At 39.5% G+C, this 25,443-nt stretch carries 15 protein-coding genes; 2 read left to right on the top strand and 13 right to left on the bottom strand.

Going from position 1 to position 25,443, the window contains the following annotated elements:
- Positions 1-7 precede the first annotated feature (7 nt).
- The 5 genes from H7A25_25570 to H7A25_25550 all read right to left on the bottom strand — a co-directional run bounded on the left by H7A25_25570 (position 8) and on the right by H7A25_25550 (position 4,224).
- Entirely contained in the window at positions 8-949 is a 942-nt protein-coding gene (locus H7A25_25570) for a hypothetical protein (protein MCP5503293.1), read from the bottom strand.
- Positions 939-2,117 carry a hypothetical protein gene (locus H7A25_25565; GenBank protein MCP5503292.1) on the bottom strand — a complete coding sequence of 393 codons (1,179 nt, stop codon included), beginning with the start codon at positions 2,115-2,117 and terminating at the stop codon, positions 939-941. The genes H7A25_25570 and H7A25_25565 overlap by 11 nt, the downstream gene beginning before the upstream one ends.
- A gap of 26 nt (positions 2,118-2,143) precedes the next feature.
- The gene (locus H7A25_25560; protein MCP5503291.1) at positions 2,144-2,431 is read right to left on the bottom strand and encodes a hypothetical protein; all 288 of its coding nucleotides are present in this window, start codon (positions 2,429-2,431) and stop codon (positions 2,144-2,146) included.
- Positions 2,432-2,589: 158 nt separating this feature from the next.
- Positions 2,590-3,585 carry a hypothetical protein gene (locus H7A25_25555; GenBank protein ID MCP5503290.1) on the bottom strand — a complete coding sequence of 332 codons (996 nt, stop codon included), beginning with the start codon at positions 3,583-3,585 and terminating at the stop codon, positions 2,590-2,592.
- A 150-nt stretch (positions 3,586-3,735) separates the two neighbouring features.
- Complete coding sequence (locus tag H7A25_25550; GenBank protein ID MCP5503289.1) at positions 3,736-4,224, bottom strand: hypothetical protein; 489 nt, start codon at positions 4,222-4,224, stop codon at positions 3,736-3,738.
- 167 nt (positions 4,225-4,391) lie between these two features.
- Here H7A25_25550 and ppk2 point away from each other — a divergent pair, with 167 nt between their 5' ends.
- On the top strand, positions 4,392-5,327 hold the full coding sequence (ppk2, locus tag H7A25_25545; protein ID MCP5503288.1) for a polyphosphate kinase 2: 936 nt from the start codon (positions 4,392-4,394) through the stop codon (positions 5,325-5,327).
- 2 nt (positions 5,328-5,329) lie between these two features.
- Here the strand turns inward: ppk2 and H7A25_25540 are convergent, their stop codons facing one another.
- The 4 genes from H7A25_25540 to H7A25_25525 all read right to left on the bottom strand — a co-directional run bounded on the left by H7A25_25540 (position 5,330) and on the right by H7A25_25525 (position 11,574).
- A complete protein-coding gene (locus H7A25_25540) occupies positions 5,330-5,734 on the bottom strand; it encodes a hemerythrin family protein (protein MCP5503287.1) in 405 nt (134 codons plus the stop codon).
- 70 nt (positions 5,735-5,804) lie between these two features.
- A complete protein-coding gene (locus H7A25_25535) occupies positions 5,805-7,226 on the bottom strand; it encodes a transporter, Ompp1/FadL/TodX family protein (protein MCP5503286.1) in 1,422 nt (473 codons plus the stop codon).
- Between the two features lie 177 nt (positions 7,227-7,403).
- Positions 7,404-8,219 carry a carboxypeptidase regulatory-like domain-containing protein gene (locus H7A25_25530; GenBank protein MCP5503285.1) on the bottom strand — a complete coding sequence of 272 codons (816 nt, stop codon included), beginning with the start codon at positions 8,217-8,219 and terminating at the stop codon, positions 7,404-7,406.
- Between the two features lie 187 nt (positions 8,220-8,406).
- Complete coding sequence (locus H7A25_25525) at positions 8,407-11,574, bottom strand: SpoIIE family protein phosphatase (protein ID MCP5503284.1); 3,168 nt, start codon at positions 11,572-11,574, stop codon at positions 8,407-8,409.
- A gap of 183 nt (positions 11,575-11,757) precedes the next feature.
- Here H7A25_25525 and H7A25_25520 point away from each other — a divergent pair, with 183 nt between their 5' ends.
- Positions 11,758-14,010 carry a cache domain-containing protein gene (locus tag H7A25_25520; GenBank protein MCP5503283.1) on the top strand — a complete coding sequence of 751 codons (2,253 nt, stop codon included), beginning with the start codon at positions 11,758-11,760 and terminating at the stop codon, positions 14,008-14,010.
- Positions 14,011-14,059: 49 nt separating this feature from the next.
- On the opposite strand, the gene H7A25_25515 is transcribed toward H7A25_25520, so the two are convergent.
- From H7A25_25515 to H7A25_25500, 4 genes are all read right to left on the bottom strand, one after another.
- Complete coding sequence (locus H7A25_25515) at positions 14,060-15,016, bottom strand: acyl-CoA desaturase (protein ID MCP5503282.1); 957 nt, start codon at positions 15,014-15,016, stop codon at positions 14,060-14,062.
- Positions 15,017-15,162: 146 nt separating this feature from the next.
- Positions 15,163-23,589, bottom strand: coding sequence for a putative Ig domain-containing protein (locus tag H7A25_25510; protein ID MCP5503281.1), 8,427 nt, complete (start codon positions 23,587-23,589; stop codon positions 15,163-15,165).
- 267 nt (positions 23,590-23,856) lie between these two features.
- Positions 23,857-24,585, bottom strand: a complete 729-nt coding sequence (locus H7A25_25505; GenBank protein ID MCP5503280.1) for a hypothetical protein — start codon at positions 24,583-24,585, stop codon at positions 23,857-23,859.
- A gap of 78 nt (positions 24,586-24,663) precedes the next feature.
- Positions 24,664-25,422 carry a class I SAM-dependent methyltransferase gene (locus H7A25_25500; GenBank protein ID MCP5503279.1) on the bottom strand — a complete coding sequence of 253 codons (759 nt, stop codon included), beginning with the start codon at positions 25,420-25,422 and terminating at the stop codon, positions 24,664-24,666.
- Between the last annotated feature and the right edge of the window lie 21 nt (positions 25,423-25,443).

Raw genomic sequence — 25,443 nt, 5'->3', positions numbered from 1 at the left:
TTTATCCTTATCCTGAAAAATGTAAAACCTTAAGATAGTTTTTATGATTTAAATATCTGATAATTCCATCTAACAGAAAGAAGACAAAGATAATGGCCATGGGAGGTAAGCGATTCACTTGATTAGAAGCTGCAAAGAATAGTAGAAGGATAGCTGAAATAAATAGAGCAGTTAAAGAAGGAATAAACCCTCGATTGGAATTTCTTCCCGGTGAGGAATATGCCAGATACCAGATAACGGTAGCAGAAATTAAGGAGGGGTATTCCAGTAGGAAGTCGTACCTATAGGCCAGGGTTAGAAGAAGAAAAAATAAAATGCAGAGGCTTAATTCTCTGAGTGATTTTCCCTGTTTTAAGAAAAATAAAGGAATGAGCACAAGGGAAAAAGTGCCGAAACTTTCCATTGCACTGAAAATGGAAAAGGCCGGGAAGTAATTACCGGGAGAAAACCTCGTAAAAAATAAACCCGGCATAAGAGCGGAAGGAAAAATTTCAGGAAACATTTCTATTTCTGTCAGAATTGGAATCTGCAGGTATTCAAAATGGTGAAAAATAAAACCCAGTCCGGAATTTATCCCGGCTAAAAAAATTCCCAGCGGAAAGGGGATTTGTCGAAATACACTTTCAAATGCATAAAAAGGAAAGAGAACCAGGGCAGTTAATAGAATTAAATACCATTCTTGAAAGACCTGCGGAGTAATTAAAAGATAAAGGAATATTTGGTATATAAAACCCAGATTGTAAATATAACCTACCCTGAACCTGTAATAAATTAAGATAGGTATAAAGAGGGAAAAAGCAAGCAAGGTTGAGAAAATAAAAGAAGGTTTGATGAAGGAAAAAAACGCCAGGCAGATACCTAAGATTAAGGTCGAAAAGATATCAACATAGAATTCTCTTGAAAGAAGTTTGAATCCCTTATTTGTAAGAATATAGCTGTTAGCCGACACCGGGTTTTTCCTTTTTTATCTTTGAAATCCTCTCTGAGAAATCAATATGAGCCGGACAGATAAAACTACAAATTCCACATTCAATACAGGTAGTATGCTGAAAGGAGCTGGCTTGTTTGTCAAAAATACCTCTCGGATTTGCATGAACCGGACAGAGAAGGGTGCAATCATCACAATCTATACAGACTTTTTCGAAGTTCTTTTCTTGAATATCCTGACAGATAATAAATGAATTGTGTGAGTATATATCAAAACGAAACTCTTCTCCTACTTTAAAAATTTCAGTAGGATGGTAGAAAGAATTCAGGGTAAAATAAGAAAAATTCTCTTTAAACTGATGTAAAAATTCTTTTAAATTCCAACCATTCTTTAAACTGCACTTTTGATTGATGGACTGAATCTGACCGGAAGATTCCTGTATAAAAAAACTTACATGTCTTTCCACAAAAGGAATATTTAAATAGAGCGAGCGAAGAACATGGTAGAGAGTTTCGGCTCCCAAAAAAAGAGTATTTTCCAGAACCGTTTTTTCATCTAAAAGAGTAGAGTCCGTATAGCGGTAAAGAAAATATCTGGGAGAAGAAGCCGGATATTGAAAACGAAGTTCTTTTCCGGAAATATAATCCTCAAAACGAGCCTGTGGTGCAATTAGTAATAGGTTTTCTTTAAAAAGAGAAAGATACTGACCGTATTCTTCCAGGATAAGTTTTCTAAAATCAATAAAGTTCTCACCAGAAAAGGGAGATAAAATAATCCGAAATTCTTTCTTTTCTTTTAATATGGAAAAAATGTCCTGGATAGGAACTGTCGGAAATTCAAAGGAAATTAAACCGGAATTATAAAGTTGGGCTTGCATTTCTTTGAGTTCATAGACTTTAGAACTCGGATTTTCCCGTGCTAAAAAAGAGCCATCCTGTAAAATTGAAACGGAATCGCTTTCGGGATGATAATGAGCTATCCCATTTGCGGGTGAAGATTTTTGACATTTATCATCACCCATTAGAATGTCACCTATTTCTACCCGTCTTGGGTATTCTCCCCGAATGGTTAAACGTCTATCCTGATATATCGAAGAAATTAATAATTTTCCGGATAGAGGTGGCAGGGAAAAGGCCCGACTTTTTTTGCTTAAAAAGCCGGGATTTTTTATGTTACCCAGGCTAAACAAGGGAAATTCCTGTATTAAAAATATCTTTAATTAGTAGGGGTTTTTACTACGTAAATTTCGTCTTTAATTGGAAGCTCTTTTTTCAGATTCTTGATGTAAGGAAGTATATCTCCCATTTCTTCGTAGTATTCGCAATCTGCTTGCATTCTTCTGGCTACCGTAAAATATTTATATAACTTCTCTTCGCCTGAGCGTTTAGACCATTTTTTTTTGGAGCATTTTACACGAAGAATGTACTTATCCTGTTCGGCTTCAAAGTGTCGTACGACAATACAGTGTAGGCAGTTTGCACAATAAACTTTTTCAGAACTCATTAAAAAGAATCTCCCAGATTATCTAAGTATGGATATATAAGCTAAAACAAAGGCTTTTTGCCTGTCAAGTAAAAACAGGATTATTTCTGTACCCTTCGATATACGGTATTTATTTAAAATAGGTATATCGAAGGGTGAGGCTGACTCAGGCTAAGACGTTAAAATTGATACATGAGAGTCAGGTATAGAGACTGGATTTCTGTGGAATCTGATTTTCCGTAGAAAATTTTATCTGTAATAATTTCCCAGGGACTTACTGTCGCACCCCCATTAAAAGCAAATAATTCTATATTTGTGAAGGTCGGGTAGGATACGTTCAGGGTTTCGTTTCTGTAACCAATGCGGAGTCCGAGGTTTCCGAAGTTATGCTGATAACCAAAGTCAAAAACATTGCCTTTTACTTCCTGTTTGCCATTAAAGGAAATATTTAATCCGAGACTTGTTGAGTTTAGGTAAAGGCTGTCATATTCTACACTGCTGGTAAGTTGTCCGAGAATTGGAGAATCAAAGGCTAATTCTAAATAAACAGAAGAGGCTTCATTGATGAAGAATTGTAAATTTACTCCCAGGAAGGTTGTCCAGGCAGAACTATTAAAGGAATGCTCCCGGTAGCCACCCCAGCCATTTCCCAGGTAAATTCCGGACTCTTCGAGTTGAGTTCGGAAATTCCGAATTTGCAGTTTGGGCGTAATCAGGAATTGGTTAAAACCTAATTGATAACCAACATTAAAATCTATGTTTTTATATTTCAAATCCGCAGTATGGATACCTACAGCTCCTCCGCCCAGACCGAGACTTATATAATCATAATTTGGAACAAAACCGGTTAAATCAATTCCGGGAAAACCACGAAATTCTAAGCCCAAAAGAAGGGAACCCGAACCAATGCCACCCATATAGTAGTCCAGACCTATAGGATTTAAAAGATAGAACTTCTGCCCTGCATCCCATTCGAGATTGAGTTGACTGCTGACAATATCATCAACAAAAAATTTGTCTTCCAGTTCATGCTTGAAATTGCCGGCAAGCCCCCAGAGGCCCCCTTTTAAAACCAGGCCTGAACCCGGTTTGGCCTGAGCGAATACTGATGACGAAGTGAGGAGTGAAACGAACACCATTGTAAAAATAAATAATTTTTTTTTCATCTCTTTCATACCCAATTATACAAACCAAATATCCTTTTTTTTCAGTTTAATTTCAAAATACGGAAAGGGCAAGTGTTTTAAATATTAATAAAATTTGGAGGAAAATAAAAAAGGCTACCTTCCGGTAGCCTTTCTACAAATAGTATAATGAACGAGAGCTTAGAAGCCCGGAACTTTTTTCTTTAGGTCATCAACTTTTTTATTAACATCTTTTGTTGATGGAGTCGGAGCTGAAGACATGCCAGCGAGTTTTTTACCGCATTCTATGCCTTTTTTATCAAGTTCGGCAACTTTAGCTTTGTCAGTTTCAGCCAGAGAATCTCTAACTTTAGCTACTTTTGCAGCAGTTTCAGTAACGGAAGTTTGTGTTTTTGCTAACTCGATTGCCATAGTTGCTTGAGTAGCTTTATCAGCTGATTTTGCTTTGTCTACATTTGTACAGAAAGAATTCACAAGAGTTTCATATTCAGAAACTAATTTGGAATTATCTCCTGTAGCAGGTTTTGTTTCTTCAGTTTTAGCTGGTTCGGTTGTTTCTGTTTTAGCCGGCTCTTCTTTTGGTTGTTCTTTTTCACCACAAAAGCTTAGAGTGAGAGAAAGGCCAAAAAGAAGGCTAATAAGGGTAAGTTTGGTACTAAGGTTTTTCATTCAGTCTTCCTAAAAGATAGTATGATTTCACTATACATTTCACTTGTTTAGCGATAGCAAGCTTTTTTCATTTTTTTATCTTTACTTTTACTAAAAAAATAGATAGACTTGCATATAAGAGGTGTGTACTGGTATTGAATACAGGCATTTTTAGCTACAGGTTCTAAATGGAAAAAAAGAAGAAAAATAAGAATCATTCCTTTAATAAAAAATATCAGAAGGTTTACCAGGCTATTCTGGATGATATGGAGGAGGAACTGGAGTTTTTAGATAATGAGGCCGATTATGACAAGGACCTGGGACTTATAGATATTGCTGAAGATACGAAGACTTCTACTTATTCTTACATAAAAGAGCTGATTCGGCTTCAAATCAAGCTGGTAGAATTACAGGAATGGGTACGGAATACGGGCTATAAACTGGTAATTATTTTTGAAGGAAGGGATGCCGCCGGGAAAGGAGGAGTTATAAAACGTATCATGCAGCGTTTAAATCCGCGTGTTTGCAAGGTGGTTGCCTTGCCTGCTCCTACAGAAAGAGAAAAATCCCAGTGGTATTTTCAAAGGTATGTGTATCATTTACCGGCAGCCGGAGAAATGGTCTTATTTGATAGGAGCTGGTATAATCGGGCCGGGGTTGAACGGGTTATGGGATTTTGTTCGGATGAAGAATACTGGGAATTCCTGAATACGGTTCCTCAATTTGAGAGAATGATCTGCCGCTCGGGAATCCACCTGGTGAAATATTGGTTCTCTATTTCTGATAAGGAGCAGGAGTTTCGTTTTAATTGCAGGATTAACGATCCCCTGAAGCGCTGGAAGCTTAGTCCAATGGATTTACAATCCAGGATACGCTGGGAAGACTACACAAAAGCAAAAGAAGTTATGTTAGAAAAAACTCATATAGAGGAAGCTCCATGGTTTATCGTACCGGCAGATAGTAAAAAGTTAGCCAGACTGAATTGTATCTCTCATTTACTCTCTGTTATTGATTACCATAAAATTGATACGGAAAAAGTTACCTTACCGGAGCGAAAACATAATGAGGGGTACAGAAGAAATCCAACTCCCAAAGAATTAATTATTCCACAGGTATATACCTGATTCTAAAGAGTATAATTTTTTATATATTCTCCAAATTTTCTGTCAGAATTCATTGTATGCTGTTCGAGCCAGGAATGGATAAATTCCAGAACCTTAATGGTAAGGATGGCACTTCCTGCTTCTAATTTCATTCTAAGGCCTATGATTTCTTCAGCTAATTTATTGTGTTCCTTCTGGTGTTGAATTTTTTGAGGAAAGCTATATTTTTCAAAAAGTCTTTCTTCGGTATCGAAATGAAAAATGGTATATTCGATGAGTGCATCTAAAGCTTTTAGTAAAACATTTTTCTCTTCCCCTAAGGAAAACGTGGCGTGCAGGGTATTTAATAGATCAAATAGGTGTTTATGCTGATTATCTATTATTTCAATACCAATTTCATTTTCTTTTGTCCATAAAATAAAAGGCATTTATTTACTTTTCCTCTAAGCATTGTGTGCTTTAGACCGGGACGGACATAGTCCCGGTTTTTCAATAAGCTTAGTTGTGAGAACTGGCAATCAGATAAAACGCGGTATTTCTGTATACGACAGATTGGGGTAATTGAGACGGGTCGATTTGCGAAACCCCTTTACCATACTCATAAATATAAGTTAAGGTAATGGAAGATTTTGCAGTAGCCCAGCTGATACCCAGGCTATAACCTGTATTATTGATGTATTCCAGTCTGGTTTTTGCCTGTAACACTTCAGGTTGATAGATTAAATTGTTTGCTAAACTAATGCTATTTCTACTTGTTTCTGTAAGGTAAAGGTCAACTGCCGCATCCCCCCATTCTATAGGTTTATTGTTGGAGAAGTTTGTGTACATCCCAAAACGAAGTGCAAGAATATCTATCGGGAAAAATTCCAGACCGAAAGCATAGTTGAGAGTGGGTTCACGACTTAAGAGTGGATCTTCTGTATCTTTAATAATTAAAGTTCCGGTTTTTGCTTCTAACAAACTTCTACTCAGGCTGGAACTGAATCCATCTGTAAATATCATATCAAAGGAAGCAATAAAAGACTTGTTGGCAAACCAGGCCAGCCCGGATCGGATTTCTGTAATTTCCGGGATTTTACCACTGGCTGCCGGACCTGCATAAATCAATCCATTGCTTACAATAGACGAGGAATTCTGTGAAGCTGTAGATAGGGTGGTTTGGGTATAGTTTGAAGAACTACTTTTTGAATTAAAGGAAGTGATGCTTCTACTCTCAGCTGTTACAAAATGTCTTTTTACAGAAGCACCCAGGGCAAATTTATCGGTAGGCATGAACTGTAAACCCAGTGCCGGTGTTAAACCCAAAGTTTTTCTTCTATCCTGAGTAGATATGTGACTGAATGCACCATCTTTTCCTTCTATAATCTGGGTAGATTGAATTCTGGAAGTATCGTTGAAAAAGAAAAGAGAACCTCCTATCGCCAGTTTATTAGAAAGAGGATAACCGGCACTTAAACCGATGTTATAAAGTTCATTACTTTCTGTGTAATCGATACGGTAACTGGATAAGAGAGGACGGGATTGGGGTAAGTAGAAGAAGTCTGCCTGATCAAATTGCTCGTTGTTCGGGCTTATAACAGAAAAGCCGACTTTCAATTTTTCAAAGGATTTAATGGTACCGATGAAGTTCGGACTAAATCCGCGTGACTTTCGAACATAATCCTGACCTGGACCAAAAACATTCTGGTAACGCTTTTCGGTTTCTTTGTAGGTGTTTGCGGAGATGGATACAAAGTTGTCGTAGGCAAATGCAATACCAGCCGGGTTGTAAAATGCTCCCGAAGGGTCATCGGAAATTGCAGAAAAGGCCCCCCCCATACCAGCAGCCCTTTCTCCAATTAAACCATTAATATTATGGTAGGTGTCTGACAAGATGGAAGAAGAGAAAATTACCAATAGTAGCAAAAAGATATAAGGCATTCTATTCACCTTTATTATTTTATTTAAAGTCTATAAACTATTAAAAAAAAATACCCCCTAACAAACTGAGAGTATTTTTTTTATCATAGGCGAGCCATTACAGGCTCGCTTGCTCCCTAGATTACATCCAAGTTGTTTAAGCTCAAAAAATTAACCAGCAGAAAAAACTGTTTTCTTTTATTCCTGAGAAATATCAATCACAAGACCATCTAACATTTCTCCTCTTGAATTCTTACTCACTATAAGGAGATGGGTTACATTGGAAGGGATGGCTGTGTCATTGGCCATTATATAAATAATGTCATTTCCGGTCTTGTTGAAATCTGCAATTTCTCCAAGTCTATCATACTGTACTCCATTTACATTGAGCTTGGCCCAATACATTTTGTAGGAGGTTATATTACTTTCTGAAGCTGCTTTTTTTATGGTTATTGTTCCGCCAAGTTGTTTTGGATCCGTATCGGTTGAACTCAAGGTGAAGCCTGTTGGCTTATCTGTCAAATCACTGGAAATTTGTAAGATTTCGGATACGAGAGAATCCGGACTTATGGTTTCTGATGTAACTTCGGTAGCGGGTTTTTGGGTTACACTTGTGACCTTGAATGTTATTTCACCCAGACTTTCGCCGCTCGAACTGGTGACAGTTACTTTGAAATTTCCTACTTCAAGAACAAGGGTGTAATTACCGGTAGAATCTGTCTTAACGGTAGTGGTTTCGGCGGAACCGGAGCTGGTTTGAGCTAAAACAGACAGTCCCGTACTAATTCCACTACTGGAAAGTGTCATGGTTGCATTGGAAATAGGTGTCCCATCCTTGCCTTTAAGTTGACCGGTGATAGAAAGTTTCGGACTCGCTATCGTAGTTACGGAACCATCAGGTAAAGTGGAAGCTATGGCTCGAATTGCATTTTTACTATTGCTATCGTCCGAATTTTTAAGACAAGAGACTAAAGTAAAAGATATGGAAATAACAATTAATACTAGAGTTTTCATTCAAAACTCCTCCCGTTTCATTTGACTATTATAGTATATTTTATATAACATGCAATAAAAAATAATCTTTCTTGTTGTGATAAAATAATAAATCTATATTTCCTCAAAAAATCAGGGAGATATTCCCTTGATGCCGGTTTAAACCGGTTGTCAATAATCCCGGAAAAAATGAGCGGATACATAAATCTTATGATTTCAGAAATCGTAAGAGGCGTTTGGCTGATTTATTTTCCGGATCTTTTTCTAAAGCTCTTTCTGAGTAGGAAATGGCTTCTTCATATTGTCCGACCAGCCTGTAAATATCTGCCATATTCACAAGATTCATTACATTTCCTTCCTCTCTTCGCATGAGTTGTAGGGACGATTCTAAGGCTGAATTGTATCTTCCCAACTTCTTATGAGAAACGGATAAATAATACCAGTAGTCTACATTATCCGGATCAATTTTTAGATAGGACTCTAAAATTTTTGCTGCGTCTTCGTAATTTCCGACTTTAAAGCAGACAAGTCCAAATAGTTTGGAAATTTTAGGATTACTCGGATCTTTTTGGTAAGCTGTATCTAAAAGAAATTTAGCATTTTCTAATTTTCCATCATTTAAGAGAAGTTTGCATTGTTCGTAAATATAATCTGTATTGGAGAGTTCAATTTCATCTGCACCAAGTTCAACTTCAGATTCCTTGAAAGCCAGACGTAGAAGGGACAGGTCATCGATTAAGGAACCGGTGGTTAGAATGCTGGCTTTAATTTGTTCCAGCTTGCCCTTCCCTATACGAACATGGTTTAAAAATAGAGAAGTATCTTCATTAATTGTGCGTATTACTTCGTTCGGACTCATATCAATATCATCTCTACCATCAGAACCCATGATAATGACATCACCGGGGATTAATTGGTATTTGTAGACCTGGAACTCTATTTCTGAATCGAGACCCAGTTTTCGTAACTGCATATCCTTTTCAATAAAGCGTACATCTCCGTTTCGATACAATACACAGAAGGGATGTTCGGCGTTGAAATAAAAGACTTCTCCGGTTTCATCGTCTATGAGCATGATTACACAGGAAATGACCATGGTTCCGTTAAAGGCTTTGAAAATTCCGTTTATTTCGTGATAAACTTTCGTAAGCCATTCCTGCGGACTGTTCGGGATAATTCCTTTATCGGCAGCCCTTCTCATAATAGAATTAATTACAACTCCCATTACGAGACTTCCCCCGGCTCCTTGCATGGATTTTCCCATTGCATCTCCATTCATAGCCAGGGTATAACGTCTAAATTCTTCAGTATCCGGATTCCCTAATTTAACATTTCCTGTAACACAAATATCTCCTCCGAGATCTGCTTTTCTGTTTCGAAATTCAAACTGCTTTTTTTGATAGATGAGAAATTCGGTTTTTACACTTTGGGACTTGTTTGCATTCAGGAATAAGGGTTTGGCGAGTAGGGAGGTCAGGTAATAGTCACCATCCTGTTGCACTTTCAGTTTTTTGATCTCTTCCATTCTTTCTTCTACTTCACGGGTTCTTTCCGCCACCTTTTCTTCAAGGTTTTCGGCATAATCCTGTAATTCCCGTCTGGCGGTACGAATTGAATTAACCATCGAATTGAAAGACTCTGAAAGAAAGCCAATTTCGTCATGGAAAATAACCTTAATTTCGAGATCCAGATCTCCTTTGTTTACTTTACGAACCCCCTGTAAAAGGTTTCTTAATGGATTTAGAAGGCTTCCCTTAAAGAAGAGAGGATAGAAAACGGTAATAAAAATAACAGCTATTAATAAGATGAAGGTTTGAATTTTAAAAACACTGTGCATTTCTTCTCTGTATTCTGTATAAGAATAGCCTACTTCCGTGAGGACCTGTGCGAAACGGTCATAGAATCGGAATACTATATAATGCTTTTGTTCCCGGTAAGGATGTGAGCTAAGGCGGTAGTGTCGACTTAGAGCTGGAGTAAAATGCCGTAGATGCTTGTAAACATTACGTCTGTATAAAGCTACATTTTCCGGGCTTTCTTCCCAGGTGCAGGATTTAAGCTCTTGCAGGATAGGTTCTCGAAAGTATTTAATACTGCTGGCACTTCTTTTAATGAAACTTTCCAGTTTTTTGCAAAAACCTTCAGTAGCAAAATTACTAATTTTATTGGCATGAATGAATGTTGCACGGTTTAAGCCCTCAAGGTAGGAGAATAATTCTGCTTTTAATTCTTGTTTTTTTAGCTCAGGATGTTCTTTTACAAAATTTAAAATGGATTTTTTGTATCCAATAAATTCCGGATGTGTGGTTTGTAGGTATTTTAAAAGTTCTTCTTTATAGTTTTCTACATCCAGATTTTGAAGGTCTTCGAAAATGATAGTGTTTTTAAAATCGGCTTCTACCAGGGATAGATCTAAGCGGGTGATAGAGGGATAGCGGGTAAACTCAATTTTTTCAGAACCTTTCGGATACCGAAGGATATATTCTACACTTTTGGGAGCAAGGCCTGTATCCAGAACATTAAAAAGTTTCTCTATTTTTAAACTGTTGTATTCTCCATCCTGCTCCTGGGCCATATAGAAGCCCCAGGCCTGAACAACAAGGAGAATGGAAACCAGGGTTAAACCTACTATCTTTGCCATAAAGGTCGTGGTTTCTTTAGTGGAATTAATATAAATAATCGATACCATAAAGAATCCAATTACAAAGCAGAGTACTAAGGAAATCAGGTAGGTAGAGCGTTCCATTGCTCCATCCCGGCTCATGATGTTGGTAAAATTGGGAAGAACTCCCGCAATTAACATAGCAAACATCATGTAGAGAATTGTTTTTTTCTCTTTTTGGTTTTTTATCTGGTAATATTTCCAGATTGGTATGCTTATAAAATTAATAAATATATAAACTGCAATGAGAACAGCCAGAGCAACGCTCAGACGGGGGGAATCGAAATCCCAGTAATGGCCTGTAAAATGATACTTTTTATCAGCAAAAGCGGTTCCTCCACAGAATACAAGAGCCGCAAAAATAGCAAAAGAATAGAGAACCTTGAAGGCATTTTTACTTAGTCCGGGATTTGTATCCCTGGGGTATTTTAAGAAAAATTGACCTAAATGGGTAATTAGAGGTAAAATTAAACCTCCGGTTAGCCAGCGATGAAAAGCTGCGTTCGGAGAGTAGTAAATCGCGGCTAAAAAATATCCGAGGCTGAAAATAAACAAAAAGAGAAAAGCCATTCCAAGGTGAAAGGTACTTTTGGATTTTTTAGGAAGGCCTAAAAAAAAGAGGGAGAGTAAAAATGTAAAAATAGCTACGACCAGGGTTCCAAACGAATAAAAGTTTAGATATAAATTTTGAATCAGGTCAGAAAAAACTCCCAAATTACGCTCCTTATCACCGAGTAAGGCGAATCTAAGATTATTTGTAAACTATAATTATAAGCATAAGAAGTTTTTTTATCTTCACAATTATCTTTGAAGTTGAAAAATGTTGATTTTTCAGAAAAAGAACGTGTCTTTTAAAGTTATTGGAAAATAATAAAAAAAGGCAGGGGGCCGAAATTCATGTTAGAACCTAAAAAGAATCCAGATAATAGTATCTTCAAGATATTTACAAGAATTTCCTTACGAAAGAAAATGAATATCGCCGGTTTACTGATTATCTTTATTTTTTCTATTCTTTTGTTTACAAAAATTTTACCCCTTTTGGAGAGCGGTAAGTTAGAGGAGAGGAAAGGAAAGCTGCGTGCAGTTGTAATGTCTGTGGTTTCTCTGATTAATTTTTATGAATCCCAATTGAGAATTTCAAATAGTAAATTAAAAGACCCAACTATGCCTTTAACAGTGGAAAATGCCAAACTGGAGGTGATTCGAAATCTCCGACAGATGCGTTACGATAAAACCGAATATTTTTTTATTCTGGATGGAAAAGGAAATGTAGTCTTGCATCCGGTGAAGCCGGAATTGGAAGGAAAGAACATTTTGGATTTAAAAGATCCGGAGGGAAAATATATTTTTCGAGAAATGGTAATCGGTTCCCAGCGCGACGGAGAAACCTTTGTAAATTATACCTGGCAGGCTAAATACAGTAGGACGGTATATGAACCGCAGACAACCTTTGCTCGCTATTATTGGCCCTGGGATTGGGTCATTTGTTCGGGTGTTTATACACAGGACATTTTAGATTCCATGAGGGATATATATTCAAAATCGGCTATGTTTGTAGCACTGGCTTCGGGTACGACTATTTTTATTATGTTTATGCTTGTGTTTTTTAGTTTAACACGGCCTCTTGAGCATTTAACAAAAGGGATTTCGGAATTACGAAAAGATAATCTGGACTATGAAGTAGAAGTGATATATGAAGATGAACTTGGTGATATAGCGAAAGAATTCAATCAGATGACCAGGCATAGAAAACTAATTCAATCAGAATTGGAAGAGTTAAATTCAAATCTTGAGGATAAGGTTGAAAAGAGAACCTATGAACTCAGACAGACTTTAAATGAAGTTCGTAACTTAAAAGAGAAACAGGATGGAGACTATTACCTGACTTCGCTCCTTCTAAATCCTCTCGGTAAAAATTTAAATAGGGATGATAAAATTCACATTACCACATTGATAAAGCAGAAGAAACAATTTCGATTTAAAAAACGAGAGCATGAAATCGGAGGAGACCTCTGTGTATCCAATAATCTAATTTTACATAACAGAAAATATTCGGTATTTATCAATGCGGATGCTATGGGAAAATCCATTCAGGGAGCTGGTGGAATTTTAATTCTGGGTTCTGTTTTTGATTCTATTATAAAACGTTATTCCTTTGAAAGCGAGGTAAATAAAATTTCTCCTGAGCAATGGCTGAAGCAATGTTTTATTGAACTCCATAAGGTATTTGAGGGTTTTGAGGGTTCTATGATGGTTTCTGTTATATTAGGAATTATTGATGTTCAGACCGGTTTACTATTATTTATAAATGCGGAACACCCTCACCTTATTTTATACCGTGATAAAAAAGCCTCCTTTATAATACCTAAAATGTATTACTACAAACTGGGTTCTCCAATTTACAGTAGGAAAATTGAGATTGAATCTTTCCAGTGTAAGCATGGAGATATACTCCTTATGGGTTCTGATGGCAAGGATGATATATTGATTCAAGTTCCCAATGGTGAAAGAGCTTTTAATGAAGATGAAAATTTGATACTGAAAAAGATTGAAGAGTCTGATGCTGATCTGGAAAAATTGCTAACTCTGATAGCAGGGGAGGGTGAAGTTACGGATGATTTGTCTCTTATGAAAATAGAATATAATAATCCAAATGCAATACCGAAGATACAGATACCGGAAATGGATTTTCTCTCTATTCAGAAAGAAGCGAATGAATATATACAAAAGGGTCTATTGGAGAATGCTCTACAACTTATTGAAGAACAACTGAAAAAGTATCCCAAAGAAACTCGTTTTCAAAAAATACAACTTCGAACACTTATAAAGCAGGGAAGTGTGGAAGAAGCTTCCCAACTGGCAGAAATATATTATAATGAGAATCCTTCAAGCCTTGAATTAGCATTTCTGTGTTCGTATTGTTTTAAGAAATTAAAACGTTATAAGAAAGCGATGGATTACGGGGAAAGGGGAAGATTGAGAGATAAGTCTAATGCAAAAAATCTTTTAAATCTTATAGATATTTATTATCTTTCCGGGAATATTGAAAGGGCAATAAAAATATTGCCTGAGGCCAGAAGCCTTCTGGGAGGAGAACATGAACATATCCAAAAATGGGAAAATACTTTGAATCTTTCTACTTTAGGTTAACTGCATACACGAAAGGCGGTAATTATCTTACCGCCCGGGAAAGTGTTATTTATCTTTCGCTATTTGCTGTTACGGAGTGAACCGGAATCCATTCACCGGAAAGGTTTTTAAATTTTTCCTGTCCTTTTTGAATGGCATCCAGTCTTTTTCCTTCTTCTAGTATTCTGACCGGTGGTGTTTTTAAATCCCAGACCAGGCCTATCCAGCTCATCATTTTTAAAATGTAATAGCTCATATCTACTTCATACCAGTAGAAGCCCTGATTGGCTGTATGACGATAATAATGGTGGTTGTTGTGCCAGCCTTCTCCCATAGTCACAAGCGCAAGAAGGAAGTTATTGCGACTGGTATCACCTGTAGTATAACGTTGCTTTCCGAAAACATGGGAAAGAGAGTTGATGGTCCAGGTTCCGTGACCGAGAAAGAATGTAGAAACCGCATAGCCCCAGGTAAGAACAGAAAAGGCATACAGATGGTTCTGCCCTCCAAAGGCATAACCGAGGCCGTAAAGCATAAACGCATAGCTAAGAGGGGGAATCCAGTAGTGCTTATCGATGAAGACTAATTCGGGATATTTTGCATAATCTTTGATTTTTTTTACATCGTAGGTATTGTGCTCACTTCCTAAAAACCAGAGCATATGAGAATGCCAGAACCCGTGTTTGGGAGAATGAAGGTCTTTGTCGGTATCGGAATACCTGTGGTGATCTCGATGATGAGCTCCCCACCATAGGGCACCTTTTTGCATAGCCGTGCCACCGAGCCAGGCAAAGAAAAATTGCATGGGCCTGGAGGTTTTAAAGGCGTTATGCGCGAAATACCTGTGGAAGCCGGCTGTAATTCCGAACATTCTCAGGTAATACGAAAGGACAGCAATTAAAACCAGTTCCCACGAAAAAGGAACAAAAAATGCAATCAGAATGGTTGCATGAACAAGGGAAAAAACTGCAAAAGAGAGTAAAGAAATCTTGGTTCTTTTAGGTTTAAATTCTACTTTTTCTTCCATAAAGGTAAATGCCTTCGTTGTTTTTTAATCTTTAAGATTCAGTTTTTTGGATAAGGTTGCAAAAAAGTTAGGATTTTTTAAAGAAAATTAAGTAGGCGAGCCATTGGTGGCTCGCCCGGTCGCAATAACTTGAGGGTGAAAGTCCCTTACGGACAGCTATGCCCGATAGGGATATTGTATTTAGAGGAGAGGTAACATTCTACTATATGTCTATCCTGCCAGGTTGCCCCGTAAACACTGTTAGCATTGATCGCACGGTTAAATACCAAAACCTCACCAATTAAACCCTGAAAATAACTTGTAGCTGTTAAATCACTTCTTACACCAACAGTCATATTGGCTGTACTTGTACAACTAAGAGTTGTACCACCAGAACTGGATGTACTACCTGGCATATCTCCATTTTTTCCTAAAAACAGGTTTCCACCGGCATGGTTCATTCCGGTGAGCATAGATACTTCATTCAATGAAAATGCAGTGTTTGTATTTGCCATTAAGGGAGCATCTATTTCAAAGAAATAATCTGTAGCCGGAGAAAGGTTTTTTGCAAGATTGAACCTACAGCTAATATTATTGTCTTTTGAAATGATTTCTCGATAATTTCCATTACTGGCAGAATTTTTTGTGATAGCAAAAACGGTAACTCCAGTTCCATATGTAATCGAAGACGCTCCTGCATTAAAATATTGATTTGTCCCATTAAACTCTATCGCCGGTTTGCCATTGATTCCATTGATCCCGGTTCTAAAAACTGGCCCGTTGTATTGGGTACCTAAAAAGCCATTTCCACTTAAATCAGGCCAGTTTCCGACAGTTGCAGTATCTGCAAGGTTACTAAAACTATCAGCAGCAACGTGGAATTTTAAACTACTGCTGGCAACTGCTGGATTCCAGGTTGTTACCTGCATCGGATGATAGCCACTCAAAGCACGGATTTCCGCTTCGGTAAGAACACGGTTGTATACCCTTAGGTCATCTAAAGAACCATCATAAGCTGCCCCCATTAATAAACCGGCATTTCCTGCGGATACAGTTGCCATGGTAAGAGGACTTGTAATTTGAAGCTTTCCATTCATATATATCTGACCATTTGTACCATCATAGGTTCCACAAACATGATTCCAAATATTTGTTGAACTTAGATAGGCTGTTCCAGTTGAACTTCCATAAGAGTCATAGTTTATATTTGTCATATGTAAAGTTAATCTCATCATTTGATTTGTCGTCTCTACACCGTACTGAAAAATATATCCCTGATAACCAGCACCAAAAACATTTGGTTTTACCCAGTAACAGACCGTTCTACTACCTGTACCTACTGGTAAATGTGCATCTGAAGCGGTTACTGAACTGGAAGGTGTAAAAGAATAAGCACTACCGCTTATTCCAAACCTATCAGTAACCGACGTTACAGAAGTAGTATTTCCATTCGCAGCAAAGCCACTCACATCATTCGCATCGCCATTGAAGTCATAGTGTGCAACAAGACCTGCCGGAACTTGCGTGGCAAGCTGGCGAATCTGTGCAAGGCTTAATGCGTTATTGTATACCCTCACATCGTCAATCTTTCCATTGAAAAAATTTCCACCAGTGGGGGACTGTCCGATTGTAAAGTTTGAAGTTCCCGTTGTAAGGGCAATCGTATTAGAAGCTATTTGTTTGCCATTTACAAATAGATAAGCAGTTGTTCCATCATAAGAACCACAGATATGAGACCAGGAATTCAAAGGAACAGAATAAGGAGCATAGGCAGCTGCATTGATAAAGTCTAAAGTCACATTCTGTACCCCCGCATTATTCCAGAGTCCTAATTGGAACTGGTTATTCGTTCCTGCGGATCCATAACCGGTAAAGATAGTCCAGCCACCCGGCACCGGATGAGCGGTTGGATTTATCCATCCACAAAGAGTTCTGGGTGCATTGCCGTTAGGAAGTCCGTACGTTACTCCTGTAAGAGCGTGAGAACTGGGGGCGTCGAACAATCTTGCTCCATCGGTATTTCCATCTTTTCCAGTTACATTGCTACCAGTTGAACCGGAAAGACCCAGATCAGGAATAGCACCACTACTATTGTTACTACCACCATCCAGATGGAAGTCTGCCAATAGCCCCGTTGCTCCTGTGCTATAGGCTGAACCCACCTGTGCCGGTGTAGCATTTTGAGCTAATTCGTTGATTTCCCCTTCATTTAAAACACGGTTGTAGATTCGGACATCGGCTATATTACCGTTGAAATAAAAGGTTCCACCTCTACTTCCTATTTCCATTCCTCCGCCCGAATCTACGAGACTACTTGTATCGTTACGTGTCGCCATTAACTTTCCATTTAGATAAAGGGAGGCAATCGTCCCTTCCTGGGTTACAGTTATATGTGCCCACTGATTCAGTGCGAGAGTATAATAGCCTGTGGTTGTGAATCCACTTCCATTTATCCAGGCAATAGACTGTTTTCCGGCATCATTCCAAAGTTCAAGAGTGTATCCATTAGGAGAACTGTTTGCATATTTTTTGTCTACAATTCCAAATACATTCCCTGATGCTGGAAGAGAATTCGGCTTTATCCAGACCGATACACTCATATTGGAATTGGACAAACTGGTATTATGGGGAACACTGATATTCTGTGTGCTACCATTAAAAGTAATCGCCTGATTAACCACACCAAATCTATCAGCAGCAGTAAATGCAGGGGCTCCGTTTAAGGTTCCGTTGTTACTACCGGCATAATCAGCGGCACTCGCTGTGAGAGGCCAGTAGCCAACGAGACCGTTGTTTTTGATCTTAACAATTCGATTACTCTCATCCAATAAAAGGTTTTTTCCATCAAAAAGAATTGTGTAAGGGTAATTATGGGTAGCAGAAACCCCCACTCCTGCCTGGAATGCAAGGATTCCATTTCTTCCTGAGATGGTATTGACCATGCCGTTCGAAATATTTAAAGTTCTAATGGTATAATTTCCATTATCTGATATATAAATATTATCTACTCCATCGGTAGATAGACCCCTGATTAGACCAAATTTAGCTGAAGTTCGATAACCATCTACAGTACCGCTTGCATCGGAAACACCGGCAAATATATCCATCGGATAACTTGTGCCATCCAATAGAATTCTTGAAATTACTCTGCTATCACTTGCGACATAAAGATAATTTCCAACGATTGTCATATAAGTCGGAGAATAAATTGTGGCAGATGTTCCCGGGTTTCCGGCTGTTGTTGTGGCTGTTCCATTTCCAACAATCGTTGTTACCTCAGTAGTTAGCAGGTTTAACTTTCTTATTCTATGATTGTAAACATCAGAAATATAAAGAAAACCGTCTTTATAAATAATTCCATGAACTCCATTAAATCTAACGTTAGTTCCTGTTCCATCCAAAAATGCACCCGCAGGAGAGGCTGTAGTGTTATCACCTGCAAGAGTCGTGACTTCCCAGGTTCCTATTTTTATTCTACGAATTCTATTTCCATCTAGTTCGGCAGCATATAAATATGTACCATCAGTTGTAAGATCAAAAAGATTTGAAAAGCGTGCTGCTGCCTGAGTGCCATCCGCAAAACCTACAGTACCACAAATTCCAGCAGCCGTTGCAATGTCTGATGTTGCAACACGAATCTGGCGTATGCATGTTCCTGAGTCAACAAAATAATAATTGCTTCCATCAAAGGTAAGTCCTTTGTTATAGGAAACTTTAGCTGTTCCCGCGATGGCTCCATCTACCGGTCCTGATGCTGACACCCCATCTCCAATATAACTGACAACTTCCCCCTGATAAAGATGAAAAGGAGCGGGTGCAGGAGGTGCAGATAAGATATGACCACTCACCAGATAGCCGTTCACACAGTTGATGCCGAAGTTGTTAAGGTTCGAGTTTGTCACAGTCCCGGAAAGTAGGGTCTGCATGACAAATACACAGTACTGTCCCGGAGGTTGTTGCACTATTGTATAGTTGTACGAAGTGCCACTGTTTAGATTTTCCGTATAATTGTAGTCACTCGACTGACCGGTAAGAGTCACATTGGCTGTACCATTATTGATGATTAAAGTCGAAGTATTTGCCTGTCCCGATATAAAACCCGACATGGTATAGGTATTCACAGTGCAGCTAATACTTACATTCGTTATATTCGCATTTGTTAAATTACCGCTACCATTGGTCACCGTACAGGTCTGCCAGGGAGAAGTCGGCTGGGTCGCAATAGTCACACTGTAGCTACTGCCACTATCCCGCAGGGGAAAAGTGAAGGTGCTGCTTCCTGCAGGCAGGGTCAATGTATTACCGGCTCCATCCGTTATACTTAAGTCCGTTCCCGAACCAAAACCACTGATTGTGCCTCCCATCGTATAGGTGTTGGTAACACAACTGACTGTTACATTCGTCACATCAGAAACGGTTAAAGTCCCGCTACCGTTTGTAACTGAGCAGGTCTGCCAGGGATTTGTTGGCTGTGTTGCCACTGTCACGTTATAACTGAGACCGGAAGCCCTTGCCGGGAAAGCCCAGCTACCATTGGCTGTGGGGCTTATCGTATTCGTTCCATCGGAAAGCTGTAAGCCACTTCCCAGAAGACCCGATACGGTAGGCCTCACCACGTAATAGGCAGTGGCTACTTCCAGACTAAAGCTCGCTGTAGTGGAGCCGTAGCTATTAGTAGCCGTTACTGTGTAGGTCTGGCTTACGGCACTGACCTGAGGGTTCCCCGATAGAACCCCGGTCGTTGCATTTAAGGATAAGCCCGATGGCAGAGACGGTGTTATGGAGAAAGACGTAGCAGTTCCTGTGAGTGCAGGTGTAACCGGACTCATGGCCAGGTTCTGGGTTAAGACATAGGGAGAACCCGCATACACAAGCGAACTCGGTGCTCCCTCCGTTACCTGTATGCTAAAGCTATAGGCAGTAGAGCCCGATGGATTCGCAGCCGTTACCGTATAGGTATTCGATGCAGATGCCAGTTCAGGTGTTCCCGATATTACTCCTGTGCTTACGTTCAGAGATAAGCCCTGCGGTAAGGCAGGACTCACCGAATACGAACTCACCGTGCCCGTTACCGTGGGACTCAATGAAGCTATCGTAACTCCCCTTGTGTAGGTATAGGAAGAAGAGCTGTAGGAAAGAGTGGTGGGGGCTCCTTCCACTATGGATAGATTCAGAGAGATACTCGTAGAACCCGCTGAATTAGTCGCGACTACCAGATATGTTGTCGTGCCACTCACAGCAGTCGGTGTTCCGGATATTACCCCTGTTGTCTGGTTGATGCTTAAACCGGATGGCAGGGCAGGGCTCACCGAATACGAAATTACAGTGCCGGAAATCGAGGGGCTTAAAGCTGCAATACTGATACCTTTTGTAAAGATATAAGCAGACTTTGAATACGACAGGGAATACGGGGGGTAGTCGTTCACTGTGAGCTGTAAAGGAAAGCTTACACTTCCATAGGCATTCGAGGCTGTTACTGTATACGTAGTATTTGCAGCCAGGCTTAATGGTGTTCCCGATATTTCTCCTGTCACCGAGTTGATGTTTAAACCCGAAGGCAGAGCAGGACTCACTGTATAGGAGGAAGCAGTTCCCGTTAGATTGGGCTTCAGGGTCTGAATCGGAGAAGCTTTGGTGAAGATATAGGGTGAGCCCGCATAGTTTAAACCCGAAGGGGCTCCCTCCGATACGGTAATACTTAAGGGAAAGCTGATACTTCCTTTCGGGTTCGAAGCTGTCACCGTGTAAGAAGATATGGTTGTGGCTGCTTCCGGTGTTCCTGATATTACTCCTGTTATCGAGTTGATGTTTAAACCCGCCGGTAAAGAAGGTGCTACACTGTAGCGGGTCACCGTTCCCGTTACACTCGGAACTATAGGACTTATGGTCACTCCCTTTGTATACCGGTAACTGGAGTTCACATAGCTCAGGGCCGAAGGAGCTGTATCTTCTACAGTGATATATAAGGGAAAACTCACGCTTCCTTTTGTATTCACCGCGGTGATGGTATAGGTCGTTACAGACTGGGGACTCTGAGGAATACCACTCAGTTCTCCCGTCCTCGTGTTCAGGACAAGTCCTGAGGGTAGTGAGGGCGATACCGAATAGGCTGTGACAGTCCCGCTTACCACCGGGATAATAGAAGAAAGACTTACTCCCTTTGTAAGGCTCAGAGAAGATACGGGGTAGCTCAGCCCCTTAGGTGCTGAATCTTCTACCGTAATCTGGAAGCTATACACACTCGAACCCGATACGTTACTTGCTGTCACCGTATAGGTCTCGGGTGTAAGCTGCAAGGCAGAAGGAGTGCCGTATAACTTACCCGTAGACGGGTCTAACTTCAGCACCGGAGGAAGAGAAGGACTCACCGTATACGCCGTCACCGTTCCCGTTACACTCGGCATTATCGGGCTGATACTCACGTCTTTCGTGAGAAGAAGAGACGAGATTCCATAATTCAATGAACTCGGAGCCGCATCATTCACCGTCAGCACAAGCTCTGTGCTGATAGAACCCCCTGTATTCGTGGCTGTCACGGTGTATTTAGTAGATGCGTTTACGGTAGAGGGAATCCCGCTTATCACACCCGTCTTCGAGTTTAAAACAAGTCCTGAAGGTAGAGCTGGCTCCACTTTGTAGGACAGACCCGAACCCGCTATCAGAGGACTATTCGGCTGGATTAAGGTATTCTGTGTGTAAGTGACAGCCGGTTCTGTGTAGCCCAGATAGGTCGGGGCCTCTTCGTTTACCGCTATCTGGATTTCCGTTTTGGTTTCACCTGCCGTATTCTTCGCGGTCACGGTATACTTTAATAGCTCGGAAGAGGATGTGGGTGTGCCCGTGATACGACCCGTTACCGTATCAAAACTCAAACCCGAAGGTAAATTCGGACTTACAGAAAAACTCAAATTTTCCCCGCTGACCGTAGCAAAGTTCGGAAGAATACTTCCATTTTTAGTATATACAGAACTCGTGCTTGCATAGCTCAGACCGTAGGGTGGCTGAATGATGCGGTAGCTCTTTACCACTTCTCTCGACTCTTCGAGGCTTCCATTACAGGCTATCGCGCTTAACTTGAAGGATACATTCATGCTGATAGCAGCAGAATACTCGGTTCCGGAGCTACCATCACAGGAAGGAAGGCTTCCATCGAGGGTGTAGTATATCTTTGAACCCGCATTCAGGCTTAAAGTTACACTTACACTGTTGTTGTATTCTCCTGCATCCGGTGTTACCGAGGGTTTCGCAATAATGTTTTTGACTATTTTGTAAACACCGCTTCGAATTTTCGATGACTGTGAGTCTTTGCAGGCTATGGCTTTTAGAGTCGTTTCGCCTAACTTATCTAATATTACGGGTTCTGTATATACGGAACTCTTTTCACATACGGGACTCGTTCCGTCTGTTGTGTAGTAGATCTTCTGAGCGGGATCTACACTCTCGATCTTGATTTCCTGCTTGCCGGAAAAGGTAGCAGCCGAGGGAGTAAAGCCGGGTTCTGAAGCATCAAAGAAAGTCACTTTCTCTGCCACTTCTTCTATACTCAGGCTCAAGTCTTCCGCTCCTCCTTCCCTCGCATATTGAATCGTAGCTTCCTGTAACACGTTTTTCAGGGGAGATTCTCCCAAATTCGTCTCGTTCTCATCCAGACCGATTCGAATCGCTTCCCCGTTCTCATCCGTAGACTTGAACTCTCCGCTCTGCATCGACTTCTCAAAAGCCTGTATGACATTTTCCACATCGCCACCGGTTACCGTCGAGGTGTTCTTCACGTTATTCGCTACCTGTGAGATTCCTCCTAAAATAAGCTTCATCTTCTTTGCTTCTTCCGAGTCGGAGGATAAATCCACATTGTAGTTCGAGATTTCCGGAACTGTATCTGAAATGCTTAAACTATTATTTCCTTCTTGCACCTGGAACTTCGGTGCATCTACCCCGCTCGGAGTATTCGTATTGATGCTGCTTGCAGAATTACTGAATAAACCAAAACGAAGCACTACTTCCTGGTTCGCCTGTTTGGAGAGTTTATCTAAATTGTCTCTGGAAGAATTATCTTTTCCCAGGGTTTCCAGCCTCTTACTCGCTATCCTTGTCAGGGGGCTTACATTCGCATAATCTAATTTCGTATTCATCTTGCTTGCGGAACTTAGGTCAGAAGCGTCCGGTTTTACCGTTGCCGGCTCCCTTGTCACCGATTGCAGGTAAAAGGAAGAGTCCGTCCAGGGAATGTCTTTTTTGGATTTTTCGTCATACATGGTGCTACCCCCATCCGGGTGAGGACTCACTACCACGCAGACAGGCTGTCCCGAACGGGCATAAGTCACCGAGTATTTCCCTTCACTGTCCGTGTAGGTCCGGGCTAATACTTTCGCCGAACTCGAACGATCACAGCTTCCATCCACTCCGAGGGGAATGATTCGCACCAGGGCATTCTTAATCTCCCCTTTCATTACCTTGCCCTTTACATTCACAGGGTCGCCGGATATGAGGCTCAGATACGTTAAGAGATTTTGACGAAAATCATCCGCCTTATGTCTACTACAGGATATAACAAACAATAACACCAACACGATTGATAGTATTCGCGCTTTCATCTTTGCCTCTTTTTTTTAAAATAGGGAGGGCATACAGCTAGCCCCTCTCCTCATTTCATGCACTATATAACAGTTGTTTAAGGTGATTTTTGCAGATTATTCTTTTTTTGTAAAGATATTTCTTGATTTTCTGTTTTACTTTTTTGTAACAAACAGGTAAGAGGTGGCTAAGGTGCATAGAAGAGTAAAAGAATTCAAAAGTATGGTTTTCCTTTTCTAATGTTTAATTTTATGGAAAATTAGGAAAATCTAAAATACTTTAAATAGCTAAACTGTTATTGATAATAAGGCTATCGAAGATGCAAAAAAAACGAAGGCCGCTATATAAAAGAAATTCTTCTCCTGGTTAGAGTCTTTTTTGAACTGAGCGTCGCTATAATTTGAGATAATCATTTTACCCTGTTCATTAGCACAAAGAACATATCTATCAGAAATTTTTTTAAGCTGGCCTGTAACGAACACAGTATCATGGTTTTTAATCTGATATTCTTTACCGGGTGTTGTAACTCCTGCAGGTCCGGGGACATAAACATCTTTAAATTTAGCTCGAAATTTTGCACCTTTCGGGTTAACCCAAATATTAGTTTTATTTTTCTTAAGATAAAATGGTGTCACTTTACTTTCTACAACCCAAAATCGAATATAGTCATCATCCGAACCAAGTTGACGGTCAAAACCGTTGCAAAAATATATATAGTTGTCCCGGCTGGCCGAACTATAGACAAGCTCTTCAGCTATTGCTTTTCCAAATATGGTAACGACATTTCCAATTTTAACTTCTCGATTCAGACCTTTGCGATACATGGAATATAATGTAGATGCTTTTGAACCCAAAAATAATGAGATTAAACCTCCCAAAAAAAGGCCGCCTGTAATCGAAAGAAATTCTACAGATTTTTTATTCGAGCCGGTTGAGTTGATAGCATAATATAAAAAATAAAAATATATACTGGTGATAGGAATACTTAGAACGAGAAATCTTGACCATGAAACCATTTTATTCAAATCCATCCTTTGATTTAGTTAGTAATATAGGAACGTGCATGACACCGTGTTAAATGTGGTATTGAAAAATTATACTGCCGGTAATTTTCTTGCAATATAAAATCCGTAACTAAAATAATCCTTATATTTTTTGTATAAATATATTTCGTGCTTTTCACCTTCTACAATAGCTTCTGCTATATCAGAATTACCATGTTTTTTTAAAAAAGTATCAAACCTCTTTTCCATTGGACTATAGTAATTATCAATCCAACTTTTTTCAGGTAAGAAAAAGAAACCCATCGGTGAGAAACCATTTTCTTCGAGTATTTTTATTTTTTCTGATGCTGTACCAATTTCTGGATATTCATTATTCCAGTGTTCTTCTATTTCTTTAGGTCTATACATTGTTTTCCAGGTAATCTCACTTACAGCAATATAAGCACCTGCTTTTAAATATTTATTCCAACTTTTTATTCCTGACTCAAAGCCAATATTATAAATTGCACCTTCCGACCATAAAAGATCATATTCTTCTTCATTAAAAGGAAGTTCATTCATAGACTTTTCAATAGTAGAAATTCTATCTTCAAGATTTAAGGTTTTTGCGCGCTCATTAAGTTTTACTAAGAAATCTGAAAATAAGTCGACAGCTATTATCTTACCATTAAGACTTTTAGCAAGTCTCATTGTTTGAGCTCCGGAACCACAGCCTATATCAGCAATTTTTAATGAACTATCAACGGGAATGTCAATAAAACTTAATGCTTTTAAGGTATCTTCATCACTACCTGGTCCCTGTCTTTCAGCATCAAGGTGAAAGTCAATTAGTAGTTCCATTTCTGTCATTCTACTCCTCCTTTCGCTAAG

This window comes from Leptospiraceae bacterium (assembly GCA_024233835.1).
GTDB lineage: Bacteria > Spirochaetota > Leptospiria > Leptospirales > Leptospiraceae > JACKPC01.
Note: the sequence above shows the minus strand (reverse complement) of the source record. Positions and strands in the feature narration are given on the sequence as shown.

What these genes read in the sequence shown, in the direction of transcription:
- H7A25_25560 (MCP5503291.1), bottom strand. Translation starts at nt 2,431, where the DNA reads ATGAGTTCTGAAAAAGTTTATTGTGCAAACTGCCTACACTGTATTGTC.
- H7A25_25555 (MCP5503290.1), bottom strand. Translation starts at nt 3,585, where the DNA reads ATGAAAGAGATGAAAAAAAAATTATTTATTTTTACAATGGTGTTCGTT.
- H7A25_25550 (MCP5503289.1), bottom strand. Translation starts at nt 4,224, where the DNA reads ATGAAAAACCTTAGTACCAAACTTACCCTTATTAGCCTTCTTTTTGGC.
- ppk2 (MCP5503288.1), top strand. Translation starts at nt 4,392, where the DNA reads ATGGAAAAAAAGAAGAAAAATAAGAATCATTCCTTTAATAAAAAATAT.
- H7A25_25540 (MCP5503287.1), bottom strand. Translation starts at nt 5,734, where the DNA reads ATGCCTTTTATTTTATGGACAAAAGAAAATGAAATTGGTATTGAAATA.
- H7A25_25535 (MCP5503286.1), bottom strand. Translation starts at nt 7,226, where the DNA reads ATGCCTTATATCTTTTTGCTACTATTGGTAATTTTCTCTTCTTCCATC.
- H7A25_25530 (MCP5503285.1), bottom strand. Translation starts at nt 8,219, where the DNA reads ATGAAAACTCTAGTATTAATTGTTATTTCCATATCTTTTACTTTAGTC.
- H7A25_25520 (MCP5503283.1), top strand. Translation starts at nt 11,758, where the DNA reads ATGTTAGAACCTAAAAAGAATCCAGATAATAGTATCTTCAAGATATTT.
- H7A25_25515 (MCP5503282.1), bottom strand. Translation starts at nt 15,016, where the DNA reads ATGGAAGAAAAAGTAGAATTTAAACCTAAAAGAACCAAGATTTCTTTA.
- H7A25_25510 (MCP5503281.1), bottom strand. Translation starts at nt 23,589, where the DNA reads ATGAAAGCGCGAATACTATCAATCGTGTTGGTGTTATTGTTTGTTATA.
- H7A25_25505 (MCP5503280.1), bottom strand. Translation starts at nt 24,585, where the DNA reads ATGGTTTCATGGTCAAGATTTCTCGTTCTAAGTATTCCTATCACCAGT.
- H7A25_25500 (MCP5503279.1), bottom strand. Translation starts at nt 25,422, where the DNA reads ATGACAGAAATGGAACTACTAATTGACTTTCACCTTGATGCTGAAAGA.